Genomic DNA, 18,831 nt, shown 5'->3' with positions numbered 1-18,831 from the left:
TTGCCGCCTTTCAAATTGCCAATCATAGCCTGACGATCAAAAAAACGATCGCCAGAGATCCCCCTCGTATTATTTCCCGCCTCCAGCACTCCCCTCGAAAGAGCGTCAAAGACTACTACTTGTTTGCGAGCCGGTTATCCCATTTCCCTCCCCTTCATGGAGAGGCCTGCGACACGCTAAAAACGCTCCTTTCGCTACAACTGTAAGGCGCATTCTTAAGGACAAAAAGCTCCAGCCCGTTCCGAGACCGAAACGGCACAAAAAGCTCAATGACCTGAGAAAACGGACCTCGAAAGGCCCGCCAGCAAGAAGGTGAATATCGTCGATACGATCATCGAGATAATCTGTGGACTGAGATCCGCACCCCTTGTTGAAATGCATTTAGGCAGGATCGTGGGGAGAGATCAATGGCGTTTTTTCTGCAAAAACTCAGATCGACCATTGACTCGCAATGGTCGTTTTGCATCACCGGCAAGGTCCGAAGCAGAATCGCTTATGAATCAATGAGATTCAATTTTGGCATTTTTCGATAGCCCGTTTTGGCAAAAAAATAAAAATCTTCTTGACTCAAAACTGGCTGCGACTTCCGTAGAGAAAGCTTCCCATTTTTCGGGAGACCTCCGGCAATCCATTGTTTTTATTCAGTTTTTCTTGTCGCTCATCTGACACGCGTTTGTCACGTTACGGCAGGAATGATTAACGTAGGGTTAGAATCACAAAAAGCCCGGTCAAAAGACCAGGCTTTTTGAATAGTTAATTGTGATTAGCCGGATTAGGCGGAAAGAGCCTTAACGCGCTGGGCAAGACGCGACACCTTACGGGATGCCGTGTTGCCATGCAGAACGCCACGCGTCGCTGCGCGCTGGATCTCAGGCTGAGCTGCCTTCAGAGCTTCGGTGGCTACTGCCAGATCGCCCGAAGCGATAGCTTCCTCGACCTTGCGGATGAAGCCGCGAACGCGCGAACGGCGAGCCTTGTTGACTGCGGTACGGCGAGCGATCTTGCGGGTCGCCTTTTTCGCCGAAGTTGTATTGGCCATGTATGCCTCTCTTCGAATTCAAACCAAATTCCGCAACCAGAGGATCGGGTCGTTCGAAGACCTCACTTAACCCAAGAATGCGGGAGTAATTTCGGACAAGCCGGATGGCTTTCCTTAACCGTGGGCGGGCATATACCGCTAAAGCGTACGCCCGTCAACGCGCAAATGGCGGAAAACGCCGATATTCCGAATCCTTAGCGATTCCGGAAAGCGGGTTTGCGCTTTTCAACGAAGGCCGCCATGCCCTCCTTCTGATCCGCTGTTGCAAAGAGCGACTGAAAGGATCGCCTTTCATATCTCAGCCCTTCCGAAAGAGGAACCTCGAAGGAGCGATTGACGCTTTCCTTGGCCATGAGAACGGAAGCGCGCGACAGCGAGGCGATGCGCGTGGCGGCATCCACCGCCTCATCCATGAGATTTGCCGCGGGGACGATCCGCGAAACGAGGCCGGCGCGCTCTGCCTCGGCTGCATCCATCATGCGGCCGGTCAGAACCAGATCCATCGCCTTCGCCTTGCCCACCGCCCGCGTCAGCCGCTGCGAGCCGCCCATGCCGGGAATGACGCCAAGCGTGATTTCCGGCTGACCGAATTTCGCCGTGTCCGAAGCGATGATGAAATCGCACATCATTGCCAGTTCACACCCGCCGCCCAGCGCAAAGCCGGAGACTGCGGCAATGACCGGCTTGCGGGTCGATGCGACCTCGTCCCAGCCGCCGAGAAAGTCGCCGACATAGGCATCGACAAAATCCAGCCCCTGCATTTCTTTGATGTCCGCGCCAGCGGCAAACGCCTTTTCCGAACCCGTTATAATGATCGCGCCGATGGAATCGTCAGCAGAGAACGAGGAGAGAATGTGCCGCAGCTCCTTCAGAAGCACCGAATTGAGGGCGTTGAGCGCCTTGGGCCGGTTGAGCGTGATGACGCCCACCTCGTCGCGCTTCTCGACCAGTATCGTTTCATAATCCACGGCAGTCTCCCTCGCCATTATTCCGCCTCAGCTACTTCTGGCAGGCCGCGCAATAAAAGGTCGAACGACCGGCCTGCACTATCCTTTCAACCGTACCCCCGCAGCCGGGTGTACGGCAAGGCTGGCCTTCCTGATCGTAGACTGAAAAGGAATGCTGGAAATAACCGAGCGTTCCGTCCGTCTGTATATGGTCGCGCAGGGAAGAGCCGCCGGCGGCGATTGCGTCCGCGATCACGTCCCGGATCTTCTCCGTGAGATTGATGAGCTGCGGCTTAGGCTCTCCGGTTTTGGTCACCAGCGTTCCCGCCGCCCGCAAAGGCGAGAGATGGGCACGCCACAGCGCCTCACAGACATAGATATTGCCAAGGCCCGCAATGACCTTCTGGTCCAGCAGCGTGCTTTTTAACGGCTGGCTTTTACCCTGGAACCGGCTCGCGAGATAATCCGCGCTCAGCGCGTTGCCGGTCGGTTCCGGTCCCAGCCCCGCAAAAGCGGGGTAGAGGTCGAGCTTGTTGCGCTCCACCAGATGCATGAAGCCGAAGCGGCGCGGGTCATTATAGATGACGCAGATGCGCTCTTCGCCCTTATCCAGATGAAAGACGACATGATCGTGCTTGCCGTCCTTCGAGCGGGCATAATGAAACGCGCCGGGCGCGTTCCTATTCCCTGCCTCATCTGCCGCCGCCTCGATACGGAACGAGCCGGACATTCCAAGATGGGCAACGATCGTCAGCCCGTTTTCCAGCTCTATCAAGAGATACTTCGCCCTGCGCCCGAGCGATATGATCGTCCTGCCCTCGATCAGGCCCGCGAAGTCCTCCGGGAACGGAAAGCGCAGATCGGGACGGCCAAGGTGGAGCTTGCGGATTCTTGCCCCTTCCATGGTGGGCGCGAGGCCGCGTCTAACGGTTTCGACTTCTGGCAATTCTGGCATCTGGCTTATCCGGCAGTTTATCGTTAGGACCATGTGGTCTATACAATGCACGCGAAATGTCGCGCCCAGGCGATGCGGCAACAGATAGCGTCGCCATGGCGTTTCCGCTATGGTCCGCCACGCAATTAATATGGAGACAGACGATGACCGACGCCCGTACCACTGCCCAAGGCGGCATGGAAACGTCCTATGGCTTCCACAAAGTGGACGAAGGCAAAAAGCAGGGGCTGGTCAACGATGTCTTCCACAAGGTGGCCAAGCGCTACGACATTATGAACGACGTGATGTCGGCCGGCCTGCACCGGCTGTGGAAGGACGCCATGGTGTCCTCGCTTTCACCGCGCAAGGACGCCTCTTATAAGGTGCTTGACGTAGCTGGTGGCACCGGCGATATCGCTTTCCGCATCGTGGAAGCCTCCAACCGTCTGGCGCATGCCACCGTTCTCGATATCAACGGCTCGATGCTTGCCGTTGGCGAGGAGCGCGCGGCAAAACGAAAGCTCTCCGACAATCTGACCTTCGTTGAAGCCAATGCCGAGGAGCTGCCCTTCGAGGCGAATACCTTCGACGCCTATACGGTCGCCTTCGGCATTCGCAACGTACCGCGCATCGACGTCGCGCTGAAAGAAGCCTACCGCGTACTGAAACGTGGCGGGCGACTGTTGGTGCTGGAATTTTCCGAAGTGGAAATGCCGCTACTCGACCGCGTCTATGATGCATGGTCGTTCAACGCCATTCCGCAATTCGGCAAGATGATTACCGGGGATGCCGAGCCCTATCAATATCTGGTCGAGTCTATCCGCAAATTCCCCAATCAGGAGGATTTCGCGACGATGATCCGTACCGCCGGCTTTTCGCGCGTGACCTATACAAATTACACCGGCGGTATCGCCGCCCTGCATTCCGGCTGGAAGCTTTAAGACCATGTCCGGCAAAAGCAGGAGACAAGCATAAGCATGAGCACTTTGGGCGCATATTTCCGCCTCGCAAGGGTTGGCTGGGTTCTCGTGCGCGAAGGCGTCGTGCTGGCCTTGCCATCCGATGACCTTCCTGCCTCCGCGCAAGTGATGAAGGCATTGCTGAAGCCATTCGCCCGCAGCAAGGCCAAGCGGGCGCAGCGTAGCGACCGGCTGGCGGTAGCTGTCGAGCGGCTTGGCCCGTCCTATGTGAAGATGGGACAGTTTCTGGCCACAAGGCCGGATGTCGTCGGCGCCGACTTCGCCGACGATCTTGCGAGCCTGCAGGACCGCATGGCATTTTTCCCCGCAGCCGCGGCCAAGGCTAATATTGAAGGTTCGCTCGGGCGGTCTGTTTCGGAACTCTACAGGGAATTTGGCGATCCGATCGCCGCCGCTTCCATCGCCCAGGTTCACCCGGCGATAGTGGATACGCCGAAAGGGCCGCGCAAGGTCGCCGTCAAGGTCATTCGCCCCGGCGTTCGCCAGCGCTTCCAGAACGATCTGGAGGCGATGTATCTGATCGCCGACCTGCAACAGCGTTTCGTCCGCTCTGCCCGCCGCCTGCGGCCGGTGGAAGTCACTCGCACGCTGGAACAGACAACCAAGATCGAGATGGATCTGCGGCTTGAGGCCGCCGCCCTTTCCGAACTTGCCGAAAATACCAAAGAAGACCCCGGATTCCGCGTTCCGGAGGTAGATTGGGAACGCACCGGCCGCGATGTCGTCACCATGGAATGGATCGACGGCGTCAAGATGTCGGATATTGAGGGACTGAAGGCTGCCGGTCACGATCTGAACAAGCTGGCTGATACCCTCATCCAGTCCTTCCTGCGGCACACGTTGCGCGACGGCTTTTTCCATGCCGACATGCACCCCGGCAATCTCTTTGTCGATCCGCAGGGCATGATCGTAGCCGTGGATATGGGCATTGCCGGGCGGCTGGGCAAAAAAGAACGCAGGTTCCTTGCCGAAATCCTCTACGGCTTCATCACCCGCGATTACATGCGCGTCGCGGAGGTGCATTTCGAGGCCGGTTATGTGCCGGGCCATCACGATAAAGCCAGCTTTGCGCAGGCGATCCGCGCCATCGGCGAACCGATCCACGGCCAGCCGGCCGAGACGATCTCCATGGGCAAGTTGCTGACGCTGCTGTTCGAAGTTACCGAGCTCTTCGACATGGAAACGCGCCCGGAACTGGTGATGCTGCAAAAGACCATGGTGGTGGTGGAAGGCGTATCCCGCATGCTCAATCCGCGTTTCAACATGTGGAAAGCGGCCGATCCGGTCGTCAGCGGCTGGATAAGAGACAATCTTGGCCCGAAACGTATTGTCACCGATCTGAAGGACGGCGTGAAGGCGGCTCTCAAGCTTGCGGAAGCGGCCCCCGAGATCGCTGCCAAGACGGAGAAGCTGCATTCCGACCTGGTGTATATGAGCGAGAACGGCCTGCGTTTCGACGCCCAGACCGCGGAAGCGATCGGCAAGGCGGAAGCGCGCCACACCAAATGGGGCCGGGCGGCGCTCTGGGTGATTGCGCTCACGCTTCTCTATATCGCGATCAGGATCAGCTAAACGATATTCAAACTCGGCGCTCACGCCGGTGCGGCACACTTTCGAACCGAAAATCGCCGGTCTTCCAGTTTGATAGATGCGTACCATGCTGCTGCAACATATCGAGGATAATGACCTGATCTTGGTTGAAAGTTAAATGATTGCCGGACGGGAATTGAGATTGATGGCAAAAAATGAAGCCGTAAAACGGGTCCTTACCTATTGCTCGTGGCCCATGGTGTTTTTTCTCGGTCTTACCGGGGCTTATTTCGCTTTTTCGAGTGAGCATCCGATCACCACATTCCTCGCCGTCTACGCGGGCGCGGTGGCCAGCCTGTTTCTTCTTGAGCGTTACATTCCCTATGAGACGGAATGGCTTCAGTCTGATGGTGAAACCGTCAACAATATCGCCCACACGCTCTTGACCAAGGGGCTTGTTCAGCTTGCTGCCACGGCAGCGGTGCTCTTTCCAATGCTAACCGCCATTTTTCTGCAACCTTTGGCGGCCATGAAATTCGACCTGTGGCCTTCTCAGTTGCCGATGGTTGTTCAGGTCACGCTTGCCCTGATGATCGCTGAATTCGGTCTCTACTGGGCGCACCGTATCGCCCATGAAACGGTATTCTTCTGGCGTTTCCACGCGCTTCATCACAGCGTTGTCCGCCTTTGGGTCGTCAATACGGGCCGTTTTCATGTGGCCGACTCGCTGTTCAAGATCGCGCTCAGCCAGATTCCGCTTTATCTCATGGGCGCGCCGTTGCAGGTGTTTTGGTGGCTCGCGGCTGTGACCGCCTTCATCGGCATTCTGACCCATTGCAATGTGGATATGAAAACCGGGCCGCTGGACTACGTGTTCAGCACGCCCCGGCTGCACCGATGGCACCACTCCAAAGAGCTGCCTGAGGGAAATACCAATTATGGTGAGAACCTTGTCATTTTCGACCAGTTGTTCGGCAGCTATTTCAATCCCGATCGCCCTTCCTCGACCAACATCGGCATCAAGGGAGAAATTGCAAAGGGCTTTCTGCCACAGCTTTTTCAGCCTTTTACAAAAGAAGGGGTTCGCCAGATCATCGGGCGAAACACGAAAGAAAATTGAAGGGATTGGCGGTAATGCCGCCTTCAGGCCCGGAGAATTCCCAGTTCGACCCGCAGCTTCTTCGTCAGCCCTGCGGCAACGAGTTCATAGGAGCGGCGGACATAGTGTTCCAGCTCCTCTTGCTCCAGCGGCGAATGATCGGAGATCGATATCCATTTGCGCTTGGCGAAATAAGGTGCCTGGTGGATGCCTTCCAGCGAGGTGAGGATTTCGAAGCTCTCCTCCGAACATTTCACCACAAGCCGCCAGTCGTCACGCTCACCCAAAACGGAAAAGACCTTGTCTCCGACCTTGGCAACGTGGGAATCCCACTGATCGACGAAACGGACGCCCGGCCATTCTCCGAGAACCCTGTCGAATGTCTTGCGATCGAAAAGGCTCATGCGAGTTTCTCCGCAATGAGGGCCGCCAGACGTTTGGCGACTTCGGCCTTGTCCATATCAGGCCAGGCCTCGATACCCTCATTCGAAATGATCTTCACGCTGTTGCGGTCTCCGCCCATGATGCCGGTTTCCGCCGAAACATCATTTGCAACGATATAATCGGCGCCCTTGCGCTCCAGTTTGGCTCGGCCGTTTTTCTCGACATCCTGCGTCTCGGCGGCGAAACCCACCACCAGCTTCGGGCGCTTTTCGTGGTGGCCGACGGTTTTGAGAATATCGGGGTTTTCCATAAGTTGCAGCGCAGGCGGGGCATCGCCCGGCTGCTTTTTGATCTTCTGCTCCGAAGAACCCGCCACCCGCCAGTCGGCGACAGCGGCAACCATGACGGCGATATCCACCGGCAGCCTTGAAATCACCGCATCGCGCATCTCCTCGGCACGCTCGACATGGACCGTTGCAACGCCCGCCGGATCGGCAATCGTGACGGGACCCGAGACCAGCGTTACCTCCGCACCCAATTCCGCAAGCGCAGCTGCGATGGCATGGCCCTGCTTGCCAGAGGAGCGGTTGGCGATGTAACGCACCGGATCGATCGGCTCATGGGTTGGGCCGGAGGTAACGATCGCCGTTCTGCCTTTTAAAGGCTTCGGACCGCCATCCAGCAAAGCCTCGACGCCTTGGACGATCTGCAAAGGCTCCGCCATACGACCAAGACCAGCCTCGCCCTTTTCCGCCATTTCGCCTGCCATAGGGCCGATGAAAAACACGCCGTCTTTTTTCAGCGTTTCGACATTGCGCACCGTTGGCTTTGCCGACCACATTTTCGGGTTCATGGCAGGTGCGACCAGCACCTTCCGATCGGTCGCCAGAAGGATCGTGGAGGCAAGATCATCAGCCAGACCATTCGCCATCTTCGCCATCAGATCAGCGGTGGCGGGCGCGGCCAGCACGAGGTCGCATTCGCGTGCGAGCCGGATATGCCCGACATCCTGCTCGTCCTGCCTCGAAAAAAGCTCGGTGAAGACGTGGGTGGCGGACAGTGCGCCAACAGCAAGCGGAGTGACGAATTCCTGTGCGCCCTTCGTCATGACTGGCGTCACCTTCGCGCCGCGCTCTTTCAGACGGCGGATGAGGTCGAGGCTCTTATAGGCCGCGATGCCGCCGGAGATGATGAGGAGAATATGTTTGCCTGAAAGCGTCATGATGCCGGACCAGTTTCCCGTTTAACCGGGAAACTAAGCCCTTGGCATTCAAAGTGCAATCCGGCTGATATCACGCCGCCTTGGCAACGTGATATTCCTTGATCGCGACCATCTTGATCGCCGGAAACCGCTCGGATTCATACCGCAGCGAGAAGGCATCCTGCGCCAGAAACACCGGATCGCCATCCAGATCGCGAGCGATATCGCCGCGCTTGACGTTGAGGAACTTGTCCATTTCCGCCGGCTGATCGGACGAGATCCAGCGGCAGACGGAAAAGCGAGACATTTCAAACGAGACCGGCAGGCCATATTCGCCCATCAGCCGTTCCTTCAACACATCGAGCTGCAGCGCGCCGACAACGCCGACGATGGCGGGCGAGCCGTCTTCTGGTGAAAAGAGCTGCACGACACCTTCTTCCGCCATCTGCTGCAAAGCTTCCTTCAGCTTCTTCGCCTTCATCGCGTCTTCCAAGCGCACGCGGCGCAGGATTTCCGGCGAGAAGTTCGGCACGCCCTGGAATACGAGGTTTTCACCCTCGGTCAGCGTATCACCGATGCGCAGCGTGCCGTGATTGGGAATGCCGACCACATCGCCTGCAAAGGCGGTATCGGCCAGCTGGCGCTGTGACGCGAAGAAGAATTGCGGTGCGGTCAGCCCCATGAGCTTGCCGGTGCGCGACAGCCGCGCCTTCATGCCGCGCTCCAGCTTGCCGGAGCAGATGCGGGCAAAGGCGATGCGGTCGCGATGGTTGGGATCCATATTGGCCTGAATCTTGAACACGAAGGCCGTCATCTTGTCTTCCGCCGCATGCACGGTGCGGGTATCCGCCACCTGATCGCGCGGCGGCGGGGCGAAATCACCCAGCGCATTGATGAGGTCGCGCACACCGAAATTGCGCAGCGCCGAACCGAAGAATACCGGCGTCATGTGACCTTCCAGGAACGCCTGACGGTCGAAGGGGCGGCAGGCTTCCAGAGCCAGTTCCGTTTCCTCGATAAAGACCTTGCGCTCATTTTCCGGCAGACGATCGGCGACAGCCTGAGGGCCGTTGACCGAAAGGCCATCCACCTGCGTGTCGTTGCCACGAAAGGTGTTTTCAGCAAGATTGTAAGCGCCACAGAAGCTCTTCGCCCGGCCGACCGGCCAGGTGATCGGCGCGGTATCGAGCGCCAGCTTTTCCTCGACCTCGTCCAGAATCTCGAAGGGATCGCGGCTTTCGCGGTCCATCTTGTTGATGAAGGTGATGATCGGAATATCGCGCATGCGGCAAACTTCGAAAAGCTTCAGCGTGCGCGGCTCGATACCCTTGGCGGCATCGATGACCATGATCGCCGCATCCACCGCCGTCAGCGTGCGGTAGGTGTCATCGGCAAAGTCTTCGTGGCCGGGCGTATCGAGGATGTTGAAGACGCGGTCGTTATATTCGAAGGTCATGACCGAAGTGACGACCGAAATGCCGCGCTCGCGCTCGATCTTCATCCAGTCCGAACGGGTCTGGATGCGATCCTTCTTCGCCTTCACCTCACCGGCAAGCTGGATCGCTCCGCCGAATAGCAGCAGTTTTTCCGTAAGCGTGGTCTTACCCGCGTCCGGGTGCGCAATAATAGCAAAGGTGCGGCGGCGGGAGACCGCCTCGGCAAGTGTTTCGGCCATCTGACAAATCCTGTGGAATTGCGGGGTATCTAGCGTTTCAGGCCCGCATTTGCAATTGACCTTGCCGCGATCTCGGCAAACTAATGCCGCATGACCGTTCAAAATGATAATCGACCCCTCCTCCGGCTTGTGCGTCTCGCCAATGGCGCAGACCTCGAATTGCCTTCCTATGAAACCCGTGGCGCCGCCGGAATGGACCTGCGCGCCGCAGTGCCGGCCGATGAACCGCTGACTTTGCAGCCGGGCGAACGGGCGCTGGTGCCGACCGGTTTCGTCTTCGAGGTTCCGCAAGGCTATGAGGCGCAAATCCGTCCGCGCTCCGGCCTCGCCATCAAGAACGGCATCACCTGCCTCAATTCCCCCGGCACGGTGGACAGCGACTATCGCGGCGAAGTGAAGGTCATTCTCGCCAATCTGGGGCAAGCCGATTTTGTCATCGAGCGCGGCATGCGCATCGCACAGATGGTGATTGCACCAGTTACGCAGGTGGCAGTCAGCGAAGTGGCCGAAACATCCGAGACGTCACGCGGTGCCGGTGGTTTCGGCTCCACGGGGCTTTGACCAGCCCCCTTTATGGGCGATTGTTTTCACCCCTGATTTTCGCTATTGATCTGGCGGATTTTCGGGGAAAATGACCATGACGCTGACGACCCTTCTTGCCTATGCCACCGCACTCTTCATCGCCGCTGCCATCCCTGGCCCCGGCATGACGGCGATCGTGGCGCGCGCGCTTGGATCGGGGTTTCGGGAAACCTTCTTCATGGGCCTCGGGCTGGTGCTGGGCGACATGATCTACCTGACCGGCGTGATCCTCGGCCTCGCCTTCGTGGCGCAGACTTTTCAGGAGGCCTTCATGGTCCTGAAGTTTGCCGGCGCAGCCTATCTTCTCTATATCGCATGGAAGCTCTGGACCGCCGGCCTCTTGCCACAGGACCTGAAGGCGAAAAAAAGCACCAGCATTCCCATGTCGTTTCTGTCCGGCCTGCTGATCACGCTGGGCAATCCAAAAACCATGCTGTTTTATGTGGCGCTGGTGCCGACGCTGATCGACATCCGTATGATCGGCCCATCGGAATATGCGACACTTCTGGCGCTGACCTTCATCGTATTGATGGCCGTTCTCCTGCCTTACATCCTGCTTGCCGCCAAGGCGCGCAACCTCCTGAAACGGCCAAGTGCGTTGACGATCCTCAACCGCACCGCGGCGGGAATTCTGGCGGGAACGGCGACCATGATCGCGATCCGCAGCACCTGAAACGATTTCGTGCATTTGCCTGATTTATCGTGAATTTTTTCCGATAATCAGACGATATTAGGATGAACGTTCGCTGGCCTGACAAGACTATTGCTCCTATTCTGCCGCTGAAATCTTGCGGCCACACATCGTGTGGCCTTCATACAGGAGAGCATCATGCCCGAAGCCAGAAAGCCCGGACGCGGACGCGTCTATTCCTCCATCACCGAAACAATCGGCGATACGCCGATCGTGCGGCTGGACAAGCTGGCGAGGGAAAAGGGCGTGAAGGCCAATCTTCTCGCCAAGCTGGAGTTCTTCAACCCCATCGCCTCCGTGAAAGACCGCATTGGCGTTGCCATGATCGAAGCGCTGGAAGCCCAGGGCAAGATCACCCCCGGCAAAACGACGCTGGTTGAGCCGACCTCCGGCAACACGGGCATTGCGCTAGCCTTTGCCGCCGCCGCCAAGGGTTACAAGCTGATCTTGACCATGCCGGAAACGATGTCGGTCGAACGCCGGAAAATGCTGGCCTTGCTGGGCGCGGAACTGGTGTTGACCGAAGGCCCGAAGGGCATGAAGGGCGCCATCGCCAAGGCGCAGGAACTGGCCGAAACCCTGCCAGACGCGATTATTCCCCAGCAGTTCGAAAACCCCGCAAACCCGGATATTCATCGCAAGACGACAGCGGAAGAAATCTGGAACGACACCGAGGGTGCTGTCGATATTTTTGTTTCGGGCATCGGTACGGGTGGCACTATCACCGGTACGGGCCAGGTGCTGAAATCCCGCAAGCCGGAGGTGAAGGTCATTGCCGTCGAGCCAGCCGACAGCCCGGTTCTTTCCGGTGGCAACCCCGGTCCGCACAAGATCCAGGGCATCGGCGCCGGTTTTGCACCCGCGATCCTCGACACTGGAATCTATGACGAAATCGTCACCGTGACCAATGACGACGCTTTTGAAATCGCCCGTCTGGTGGCGAAGTTGGAAGGCGTACCCGTCGGCATCTCCTCGGGCGCGGCACTCGCAGCGGCGATCAAGGTCGGCGCACGTGAGGAAAATGCCGGCAAGAATATCGTCGTCATCATTCCCTCCTTCGCGGAACGTTACCTTTCGACCGCCCTTTTCGAAGGGCTTGGGCTTTAAGCCGTTCCTCTTCGGTCAGGCCGCAAACGCGCGCCTGACCGCAATGACCGATTGTGCCGCCGGCCATCCGCCAGCGGCACAATTGTTTTAGCCGGTAAAGGGCGAAGGAAGGCCGCTTATGCCGCCGCCGTCAGTCTTTCACCGGCAATGCGGTATGAAATGGCTTCGGCCACATGTATACGTCCGACAGTTTGTTTGCCGTCCAAATCAGCCAATGTGCGGGCTACCTTGAGAATGCGATGATAACCGCGTGCGGAGAACTTCAACTGTTCGGCAGCATCGCGCAGCAACTGCAGCCCGGAAGCATCGGGCTCCGCATATTTTTCGATCAGCGTTGTCGTGCAGCGAGCGTTGGTGCGAATGCCTGAAGAGCCCGCCGCCGCATAACGCTCCTGCTGCGCAAGGCGGGCGCGAGCGACACGGGCGGCCACCACCGAACTCGGTTCGGCAGTCATGGGACGGATGAGGTCAGTGGCGGAGACGGCGGGAACGTCGATGCGAATATCGATGCGATCCATCAGCGGGCCGGAAATGCGGGCCTGATAATCTGTCATGCAACGTGGCCCTCTGGCGCAAGTGAAACCCGGCTCCCCCGCTCTGCCGCACCGGCAGGGGTTCATCGCAGCGACAAGCTGGATAAGTGACGCGGTGATTGGCACGGGCAACGATGCATTCGCCCGTTTCCAGCGGCTGGCGCAGCGCATCCAGCACCTGAGGCGCAAATTCCGGGAACTCATCGAGGAAAAGAACGCCGTGGTGGGCAAGTGAAGCCTCACCCGGCTTGGCACGCAGCCCTCCGCCGATAAGCGCGGCCATGGTGGCGGAATGGTGTGGCGTGCGAAACGGTCTGCGGTCCGACAGCTTGCCGCCGGACAATTGGCCGGCGATGGAGTGGACCATGGACACTTCCAGCAATTCCGCAGCCTCGAGCGGTGGCAGAATTGAGGGCAAGCGCGCAGCGAGCATGGATTTACCGGAGCCGGGCGGGCCAACCATCAGCAGATTATGGCCACCGGCCGCTGCCACTTCCAACGCGCGCCGGGCCGTCTCCTGCCCCTTGATATCGGCCAGATCCGGCAAATTGACCGGATTGGCGCGGATGGCGGGCATCGGGCGGGAGAGAAGCTGGGTGCCGCGAAAATGGTTGGCAAGCGCAATAAGGCTGCGTGGGGCGAGAATATCGATGCCAGCCCCGGCCCAGGCTGCTTCCGGCCCGCTATCAGCCGGGCAAATCAAACCCTTCCCGAGCGCATTGGCACCGATGGCCGCGGGCAGAGCGCCCGAAACCGTGCCGATGGTGCCATCGAGATTGAGCTCGCCGAGAACCACATATTGCCCGAGCGCTTCCGCCGGGATCGCTCCCAACGCGGCCATGAGACCCAAAGCGATCGGAAGATCGAAATGCGATCCTTCCTTGGGCAAATCCGCAGGCGCAAGATTGACCGTGACTTTTTTTGCCGGCAGCGCCAGACCGGAGGCATGGAGCGCGGCCTGCACCCGCTCCCGGCTTTCCGCCACCGCCTTGTCCGGCAGGCCGACGATCTGGATGCCGACCTTTCCGGGTGCGACCATCACCTGCACCTCGACCGGCACACCCTCTATTCCCTGAAATGCAACCGTATTGACCCGTGCCACCATGGCCTGCCCCCGCAAACCGGCCACAACATCAAAGCATTATGCCCCGATGGCGGCCACTCTCAAGTAACCTGCCACAGAGCAAAGAATAAAACAAGAACATTAAGCGAACAACTTCGCGCGAACGGTGTATTTCAGTTGTATAGAGTTGTGCACGCGGAACAAACGCAGGTGGCGAGGAAATTGCCTCAGAACTCCTGTGCTTCGCGCTTTTTCTCGATCGCATCCCACAACAGGCTCGCCACATCGGCACCGCCGAATTTCTGCACTTCACGAATGCCTGTCGGTGAGGTGACGTTGATTTCCGTGAGGTAATCGCCGATCACATCGATGCCAACGAACAGGAAACCGCGCTCGCGCAGGGCGGGGCCGATGCGGCGGCAGATTTCCTTCTCACGCGCGGTGAGTTCCGTTGGCTCCGGGCGGCCGCCGGCATGCATGTTGGAGCGGGCATCATTTTCCGCCGGCACGCGATTGATCGCGCCCACGGGCTCGCCATCCACCAGAAGGATACGCTTGTCGCCCTTGCGAACATCCGGCAAGTATTCCTGGGCGATATAGGGTTCGCGGAACATCTGACCGAACATTTCCAGCAGCGATGAGAAATTGCGGTCGTCCCGCGCGGAATGGAAGACGCCTGCGCCACCATTGCCATAAAGCGGCTTGAGGATGATATCGCCCATTTCATTGCGGAAGCGGGCGATTTCAGAGACATCCTTGGTGATCAGCGTCTTCGGCATCAGATCGGCGAATTCGGTGACGAAAATCTTTTCCGGCGAGTTGCGGACCCAGGCGGGATCGTTGACAACAAGCGTTTTGGGATGAATGCGCTCGAGCAAATGGGTCGAGGTGATGTAGGCCATGTCGAATGGCGGATCCTGGCGCAGATGAATGACATCCATGGTCGAGAGATCGACCCGCTCCGGCTCCGAGAGCGAAAAATGGTCGCCCTTGATATCGCGCAGTTCCATCTGTTCGACGGTCGCGTAGATTTTGCCATCGCGCATGGAGAGGCGTTCGGGCGTATAGTGAAACAGCCGGTATCCACGTGCCTGCGCCTCAAGGCTCATGGCGAAGGTGGAGTCGCCGGCGATATTGATGCCGGAGACATGATCCATCTGGATCGCGACGTTCTTGATCTTCGCCATGCGCATCTTCCTCTTGCAGCATGCGGACGCTTCGCGGTTCCGCCGTGCCCATTGCCTCGTCTGTTCGCGATTCCCCGCAGGACCGGAAGAGACCCGGAAATGCTTCAGAAAACCATGAAGATGTAGGGCAGCGACCATTCAAACGCAACTGCTGCGAGGGGTGCTTTTTGTGAGTTTTATTGAACCTTCAGAATTCCGCAGGTGGCGCTGCGCAGAGCCCCACCTGACGGAGTGTTTTACCAGTTCAGGCCGCCAGCTTGTAGGAACGACCGGCAAACAGCTTGTTCTTGACCCGGTAGGCCAGAGCCAGCGCCGTGGGGAAAGGGCGGCGCATGAAGGCAACCTTGCGGACATACTCATCCACCCGCCAGGTGGCCCATGTTCCCGCGCGGAAATAAGCGACGTCACCCACCCGCAGGATACTGACTGTGCCGTCTTCCGCCGTCACATGCACCTCACCCTCAAGGATATAGACGGTCTCGTCCCAACCGAAGAACCAGCGGAACTCGCCCGCCGTACAATCCCACATGGCTGTGCTGGACGCGCGGTCTCCGCTTCTGGAATGATCCGCCGCACGCGCCTGAGGATCGCCGGAAATGATCCAGTCGGGGTTGATGGGGGCCGGCTGCAGCCGCAAATCGGTGCAGGACGCGCTAACCACGCCCTCGTCTTTTGTCCGGCGCATAGAGGCCGGCAATATCGGCACTGTGCGGATCGCCATGGTCGCAGCCGCCGCGAACATCATCTTTAAAGGCATATTAGAAAACCCCCGTGAAATATTGGAGATCTTCTATCATCGGGATCGTAACGAAGCGGTTTTGACAATCGGCGCAATTTTAGTCATCGCGCCGATTTCTTATCGTCCACTCAGGCCGTTGCCAGCTGCACGGGCTGCGCCACAGCCTGTTCCGCGTTGCCGGCTATGCGCTTGCCGGTCTCGCTGGAGAAGAAGTGCAGCTTGTCCGGAGATATGGCGACCGACAAGGTAGCCGGAATCTCGACCTCCGGCGAAAACGCCACAGTCAGGTTCTGGTCGCCGATCATACCGTGGATAAGACGCTGCGAGCCGAGTTCCTCGATATACTCGACGCGTAGCGAAAAACCGGGCTCACCTGCCGCCGCCAGGCGGAAATCTTCCGCCCGCATGCCCACAGTAACCGGGCCGGAGGTGGGGGCGAAACCGTTGAGCGCGATCAGCGACGGCCCGACGGCAAGGCTATCCCCATGCAACTCGCCGTTCAGCAGGTTCATGGCGGGAGAGCCGATGAAGCTTGCGACAAAGGTGGAAGCGGGGGTGTGATAGACCTCAAGCGGTGCGCCGATCTGTTCGATGCGGCCGCCGTTCAGCACCACCAGACGGTCTGCTAGCGTCATGGCTTCCAGCTGATCGTGCGTGACGTAGATCGAAGTGGTGCCGAGACGCTTTTGCAGGCGCTTGATCTCGCCGCGCATGGAAACGCGCAGTTTGGCATCAAGGTTGGACAGGGGCTCATCAAACAGGAAGGCCGCCGGTTTGCGCACGATGGCGCGGCCCATGGCGACTCGCTGACGCTGGCCGCCGGAAAGGGCGCGCGGCTTGCGCTCCAGATAGGGTTCGAGCTGGAGCATGCGGGCGGCCTCGGCCACGCGCGCATCGATCTCCGCCTTCGGCGTCTTGCGGTTCTTCAACCCGTATTCCAGGTTCTGGCGCACCGACATATGCGGATAGAGCGCATAGTTCTGGAACACCATGGCGATATCCCGGTCAGCCGGATCTACCTGGTTGACCACCCGGTCACCGATCTTCACCGTGCCTTCGGAAATATCCTCAAGTCCGGCCACCATACGCAGGAGCGTGGACTTGCCGCAGCCGGAGGGACCGACGAGAACAATGAACTCGCCGTCCCTGATGTCGATATCGACGTGATGCACGGCACGCACGCCGCCATGATAATCCTTGCAGACCTGACTGATTTCTATCGCGGCCATTTACGGTTTCCTTATTTGTCACTTTCGGTCAGGCCCTTGATGAACCAGCGCTGGAAGATCACGACGATCATCACAGGCGGCAGCATGGCCAGAACGGCAAGCGCGAAAGCTTCGTTGTAATCGGGGATTTGCGAACCGACCCAGACTTGCAGGATCGACTTGATGCCGCGCATCAGGGTGAAGAAACTCTCGTCCGTGGTCATCAGCATGGGCCAGAGGTACTGGTTCCAGCCGTAAACGAACATGATGATGAAGATCGCCGCCATCATGGTACGGGAAAGCGGGATGATCACATCAATGAAGAACTTGACCGGGCCCGCACCGTCTATGCGAGCAGCTTCCAGCAATTCTTCAGGAATGGATTTGAAGAACTGCCGGAAATAGAAGGTACCCGTCGCAGACGCCAGAAGCGGCACGATCAGACCGGTGTAGGAGTTCAAGAGGCCGAGTTTGCTCATCACCTCATAGGACGGCATGATGCGTACTTCGAGCGGCAGAAGCAGGGTGGTGAAGATGATCCAGAAGGCAAGCGTTGCAAACCGGAACCGGAAATAGACGATCGCATAGGCTGCCATCATCGACAGGACGATCTTGCCGACGGCAAAACCGATGCCGAGGATCAGCGAGTTGAGCACCATGTTGAGACCGGTGATCTGCCCGGTAAAGCCGCCCTTTTGTGTCAGGACCTTTTCATAGGTCCCGACGAAATTGTCGCCCGGAACGAGTGTCAGGCCGCTGCGGTGGATTTCCGCCGCCGTATGGGTGGACGTCATGAATGCCACGACGACAGGCAATATCAGGAACAGTGCGCCAATGATCAGCACCAGATGGTCGAGGGGTTTTGTCTTGTACATTGTCTTTTCCCTCAATTGTAATGGATGCGTTTTTCGATGAAGCGAAACTGGATGATGGTCAGAACGAAGACGACCAGCATCAGGATGACGGACTGAGCAGAGGAACCGCCGATGTCATTGCCGCGGAAACCGTCGAGAAAGACCTTGTAGACCAGCGTAATCGGATTGTTGGCGGCCTTGTCCTTCACCATCACGTCGATAATGCCGAACGTATCGAACAGCGAATAGGTGATGTTGATGATCAGCAGGAAGAAGGCAGTCGGTGCCAGAAGCGGCATGATGACCGTCCAGAACCGGCGCACGCTCGATCGGCAATCGATGGCGGCAGCCTCGCGCACGGCGACGGATACGCCCTGCAATCCGGACAGGAAGAAGATGAAATTATAAGGGATCTGCTTCCAGACCGCGACGGCAATCATGGCGAAGGCTGTATCGAAGTAGTTGAGGCCAACCTTCATATCCCAGCCCAAAAACGCGGCCATCTTGACGAAAGGCCCGATATGCTGGTCGAAAAACATCATGCCGATGAGACCCGCAACCGGCGGCGCGATGGCGTAAACGGAGATCAGCAACGTCTTGTAGGCGGAACTGCCGCGAACGACCGCATCGGCCTTGACCGCAAGCAAAAGACCGAGCGCCAGCGAAAAGAAAGTGACCAGCACGGTGAAGACAACCGTGAATTTGGCGATGTTTAGATATTCCGGATTGAAGATGGCATCGGAATAATTGGCGAAGCCCACGAACGTTGCACCGAACCCGAAAGGGTCTTCGATAAAGAACGACGATTGCACGGCCTGGACGGAGGGCCAGTAGAAGAAGATGAAAATCACCGCCAGTTGTGGCGCCAGAAACAGATAGGGCACGTAGGACGAGGAGAACTGCACGCGCTTCATGCTGGCTTCTGCGGCCTTCGCCGTTTTTCCGGTTTTTGCAGACCGGCCGGATAGAAACCGGGCCAGACGCGGTTGAGACGATGTATAGGCCACGCTTGCGCCTCCTTAATCCAAGAGCGAGCCTCCTTTCCGGCGGAAAGGAGGCTCGACAACTATCGTTGGTT

At 58.3% G+C, this 18,831-nt stretch carries 17 protein-coding genes and 1 pseudogene; 6 read left to right on the top strand and 12 right to left on the bottom strand.

Translation table 11 applies throughout. From position 1 onward, the window contains the following. Window positions 1–772: 772 nt before the first annotated feature. The 3 genes from rpsT to mutM form a co-directional block, all read right to left on the bottom strand. Window positions 773–1,039, bottom strand: a complete 267-nt coding sequence (gene rpsT, locus ACZ5A6_RS14190; RefSeq protein ID WP_003493474.1) for a 30S ribosomal protein S20 — start codon at window positions 1,037–1,039, stop codon at window positions 773–775. 194 nt (window positions 1,040–1,233) lie between these two features. Then, window positions 1,234–2,007 carry an enoyl-CoA hydratase gene (locus ACZ5A6_RS14185; RefSeq protein WP_003514743.1) on the bottom strand — a complete coding sequence of 258 codons (774 nt, stop codon included), beginning with the start codon at window positions 2,005–2,007 and terminating at the stop codon, window positions 1,234–1,236. Window positions 2,008–2,038: 31 nt separating this feature from the next. Then, on the bottom strand, window positions 2,039–2,941 hold the full coding sequence (gene mutM, locus ACZ5A6_RS14180; RefSeq protein ID WP_174060677.1) for a bifunctional DNA-formamidopyrimidine glycosylase/DNA-(apurinic or apyrimidinic site) lyase: 903 nt from the start codon (window positions 2,939–2,941) through the stop codon (window positions 2,039–2,041). A gap of 143 nt (window positions 2,942–3,084) precedes the next feature. Between mutM and ubiE the strand changes: the two genes are divergently transcribed. The 3 genes from ubiE to olsE all read left to right on the top strand — a co-directional run bounded on the left by ubiE (window position 3,085) and on the right by olsE (window position 6,550). Then, window positions 3,085–3,861: a bifunctional demethylmenaquinone methyltransferase/2-methoxy-6-polyprenyl-1,4-benzoquinol methylase UbiE gene (ubiE, locus tag ACZ5A6_RS14175; protein WP_080799684.1), complete on the top strand. Its 777-nt coding sequence runs from the start codon at window positions 3,085–3,087 to the stop codon at window positions 3,859–3,861. A gap of 36 nt (window positions 3,862–3,897) precedes the next feature. Continuing rightward, complete coding sequence (ubiB, locus tag ACZ5A6_RS14170; protein ID WP_019564439.1) at window positions 3,898–5,472, top strand: 2-polyprenylphenol 6-hydroxylase; 1,575 nt, start codon at window positions 3,898–3,900, stop codon at window positions 5,470–5,472. Window positions 5,473–5,635: 163 nt separating this feature from the next. After that, window positions 5,636–6,550: an ornithine lipid hydroxylase OlsE gene (gene olsE / locus ACZ5A6_RS14165; protein WP_013635359.1), complete on the top strand. Its 915-nt coding sequence runs from the start codon at window positions 5,636–5,638 to the stop codon at window positions 6,548–6,550. Between the two features lie 23 nt (window positions 6,551–6,573). On the opposite strand, the gene ACZ5A6_RS14160 is transcribed toward olsE, so the two are convergent. The 3 genes from ACZ5A6_RS14160 to ACZ5A6_RS14150 all read right to left on the bottom strand — a co-directional run bounded on the left by ACZ5A6_RS14160 (window position 6,574) and on the right by ACZ5A6_RS14150 (window position 9,789). Continuing rightward, on the bottom strand, window positions 6,574–6,933 hold the full coding sequence (locus tag ACZ5A6_RS14160; RefSeq protein ID WP_019564441.1) for an MmcQ/YjbR family DNA-binding protein: 360 nt from the start codon (window positions 6,931–6,933) through the stop codon (window positions 6,574–6,576). Then, the gene (gene coaBC / locus ACZ5A6_RS14155) at window positions 6,930–8,135 is read right to left on the bottom strand and encodes a bifunctional phosphopantothenoylcysteine decarboxylase/phosphopantothenate--cysteine ligase CoaBC (protein WP_065688383.1); all 1,206 of its coding nucleotides are present in this window, start codon (window positions 8,133–8,135) and stop codon (window positions 6,930–6,932) included. Before coaBC ends, ACZ5A6_RS14160 begins: the two co-directional genes overlap by 4 nt. Before the next feature lie 70 nt (window positions 8,136–8,205). Then, window positions 8,206–9,789, bottom strand: a complete 1,584-nt coding sequence (locus ACZ5A6_RS14150) for a peptide chain release factor 3 (protein ID WP_003514729.1) — start codon at window positions 9,787–9,789, stop codon at window positions 8,206–8,208. 90 nt (window positions 9,790–9,879) lie between these two features. On the opposite strand from ACZ5A6_RS14150, the gene dut reads away from it, so the two are divergent. From dut to cysK, 3 genes are all read left to right on the top strand, one after another. Next, window positions 9,880–10,350, top strand: a complete 471-nt coding sequence (dut, locus tag ACZ5A6_RS14145; protein WP_174060676.1) for a dUTP diphosphatase — start codon at window positions 9,880–9,882, stop codon at window positions 10,348–10,350. A gap of 76 nt (window positions 10,351–10,426) precedes the next feature. Then, window positions 10,427–11,044 carry a LysE family translocator gene (locus tag ACZ5A6_RS14140; RefSeq protein WP_065659812.1) on the top strand — a complete coding sequence of 206 codons (618 nt, stop codon included), beginning with the start codon at window positions 10,427–10,429 and terminating at the stop codon, window positions 11,042–11,044. Between the two features lie 156 nt (window positions 11,045–11,200). Continuing rightward, window positions 11,201–12,169 carry a cysteine synthase A gene (cysK, locus tag ACZ5A6_RS14135; RefSeq protein ID WP_003514725.1) on the top strand — a complete coding sequence of 323 codons (969 nt, stop codon included), beginning with the start codon at window positions 11,201–11,203 and terminating at the stop codon, window positions 12,167–12,169. Between the two features lie 116 nt (window positions 12,170–12,285). On the opposite strand, the pseudogene ACZ5A6_RS14130 reads toward cysK, so the two are convergent. From ACZ5A6_RS14130 to ACZ5A6_RS14105, 6 genes and pseudogenes are all read right to left on the bottom strand, one after another. Further along, window positions 12,286–13,807 (bottom strand): annotated as a pseudogene (locus ACZ5A6_RS14130) (YifB family Mg chelatase-like AAA ATPase). A gap of 185 nt (window positions 13,808–13,992) precedes the next feature. Further along, window positions 13,993–14,952 (bottom strand): glutathione synthase, encoded by a 960-nt coding sequence (gshB, locus tag ACZ5A6_RS14125; protein WP_065661450.1) that lies wholly within the window; start codon window positions 14,950–14,952, stop codon window positions 13,993–13,995. A gap of 244 nt (window positions 14,953–15,196) precedes the next feature. Further along, window positions 15,197–15,709, bottom strand: a complete 513-nt coding sequence (locus ACZ5A6_RS14120; protein ID WP_113291258.1) for a cupin domain-containing protein — start codon at window positions 15,707–15,709, stop codon at window positions 15,197–15,199. A gap of 110 nt (window positions 15,710–15,819) precedes the next feature. Beyond that, complete coding sequence (locus tag ACZ5A6_RS14115; RefSeq protein WP_113291259.1) at window positions 15,820–16,920, bottom strand: sn-glycerol-3-phosphate import ATP-binding protein UgpC; 1,101 nt, start codon at window positions 16,918–16,920, stop codon at window positions 15,820–15,822. Window positions 16,921–16,931: 11 nt separating this feature from the next. Next, window positions 16,932–17,774 carry a sn-glycerol-3-phosphate ABC transporter permease UgpE gene (gene ugpE, locus ACZ5A6_RS14110; RefSeq protein WP_003514715.1) on the bottom strand — a complete coding sequence of 281 codons (843 nt, stop codon included), beginning with the start codon at window positions 17,772–17,774 and terminating at the stop codon, window positions 16,932–16,934. 11 nt (window positions 17,775–17,785) lie between these two features. Beyond that, on the bottom strand, window positions 17,786–18,760 hold the full coding sequence (locus ACZ5A6_RS14105; RefSeq protein WP_025592231.1) for an ABC transporter permease: 975 nt from the start codon (window positions 18,758–18,760) through the stop codon (window positions 17,786–17,788). Window positions 18,761–18,831 lie beyond the last annotated feature (71 nt).

The sequence above is a fragment of the Agrobacterium sp. 6Ca8 genome (genome assembly GCF_055382765.1).
This window is presented reverse-complemented; position numbering and strand designations above follow the sequence as displayed.

What these genes read in the sequence shown, in the direction of transcription:
- ACZ5A6_RS14150 (WP_003514729.1), bottom strand. Translation starts at nt 9,789, where the DNA reads ATGGCCGAAACACTTGCCGAGGCGGTCTCCCGCCGCCGCACCTTTGCT.
- ugpE (WP_003514715.1), bottom strand. Translation starts at nt 17,774, where the DNA reads ATGTACAAGACAAAACCCCTCGACCATCTGGTGCTGATCATTGGCGCA.
- ACZ5A6_RS14140 (WP_065659812.1), top strand. Translation starts at nt 10,427, where the DNA reads ATGACGCTGACGACCCTTCTTGCCTATGCCACCGCACTCTTCATCGCC.
- dut (WP_174060676.1), top strand. Translation starts at nt 9,880, where the DNA reads ATGACCGTTCAAAATGATAATCGACCCCTCCTCCGGCTTGTGCGTCTC.
- cysK (WP_003514725.1), top strand. Translation starts at nt 11,201, where the DNA reads ATGCCCGAAGCCAGAAAGCCCGGACGCGGACGCGTCTATTCCTCCATC.
- mutM (WP_174060677.1), bottom strand. Translation starts at nt 2,941, where the DNA reads ATGCCAGAATTGCCAGAAGTCGAAACCGTTAGACGCGGCCTCGCGCCC.
- ubiB (WP_019564439.1), top strand. Translation starts at nt 3,898, where the DNA reads ATGAGCACTTTGGGCGCATATTTCCGCCTCGCAAGGGTTGGCTGGGTT.
- ACZ5A6_RS14120 (WP_113291258.1), bottom strand. Translation starts at nt 15,709, where the DNA reads ATGCCTTTAAAGATGATGTTCGCGGCGGCTGCGACCATGGCGATCCGC.
- ACZ5A6_RS14115 (WP_113291259.1), bottom strand. Translation starts at nt 16,920, where the DNA reads ATGGCCGCGATAGAAATCAGTCAGGTCTGCAAGGATTATCATGGCGGC.
- ACZ5A6_RS14160 (WP_019564441.1), bottom strand. Translation starts at nt 6,933, where the DNA reads ATGAGCCTTTTCGATCGCAAGACATTCGACAGGGTTCTCGGAGAATGG.
- ubiE (WP_080799684.1), top strand. Translation starts at nt 3,085, where the DNA reads ATGACCGACGCCCGTACCACTGCCCAAGGCGGCATGGAAACGTCCTAT.
- rpsT (WP_003493474.1), bottom strand. Translation starts at nt 1,039, where the DNA reads ATGGCCAATACAACTTCGGCGAAAAAGGCGACCCGCAAGATCGCTCGC.
- olsE (WP_013635359.1), top strand. Translation starts at nt 5,636, where the DNA reads ATGGCAAAAAATGAAGCCGTAAAACGGGTCCTTACCTATTGCTCGTGG.
- gshB (WP_065661450.1), bottom strand. Translation starts at nt 14,952, where the DNA reads ATGGCGAAGATCAAGAACGTCGCGATCCAGATGGATCATGTCTCCGGC.
- coaBC (WP_065688383.1), bottom strand. Translation starts at nt 8,135, where the DNA reads ATGACGCTTTCAGGCAAACATATTCTCCTCATCATCTCCGGCGGCATC.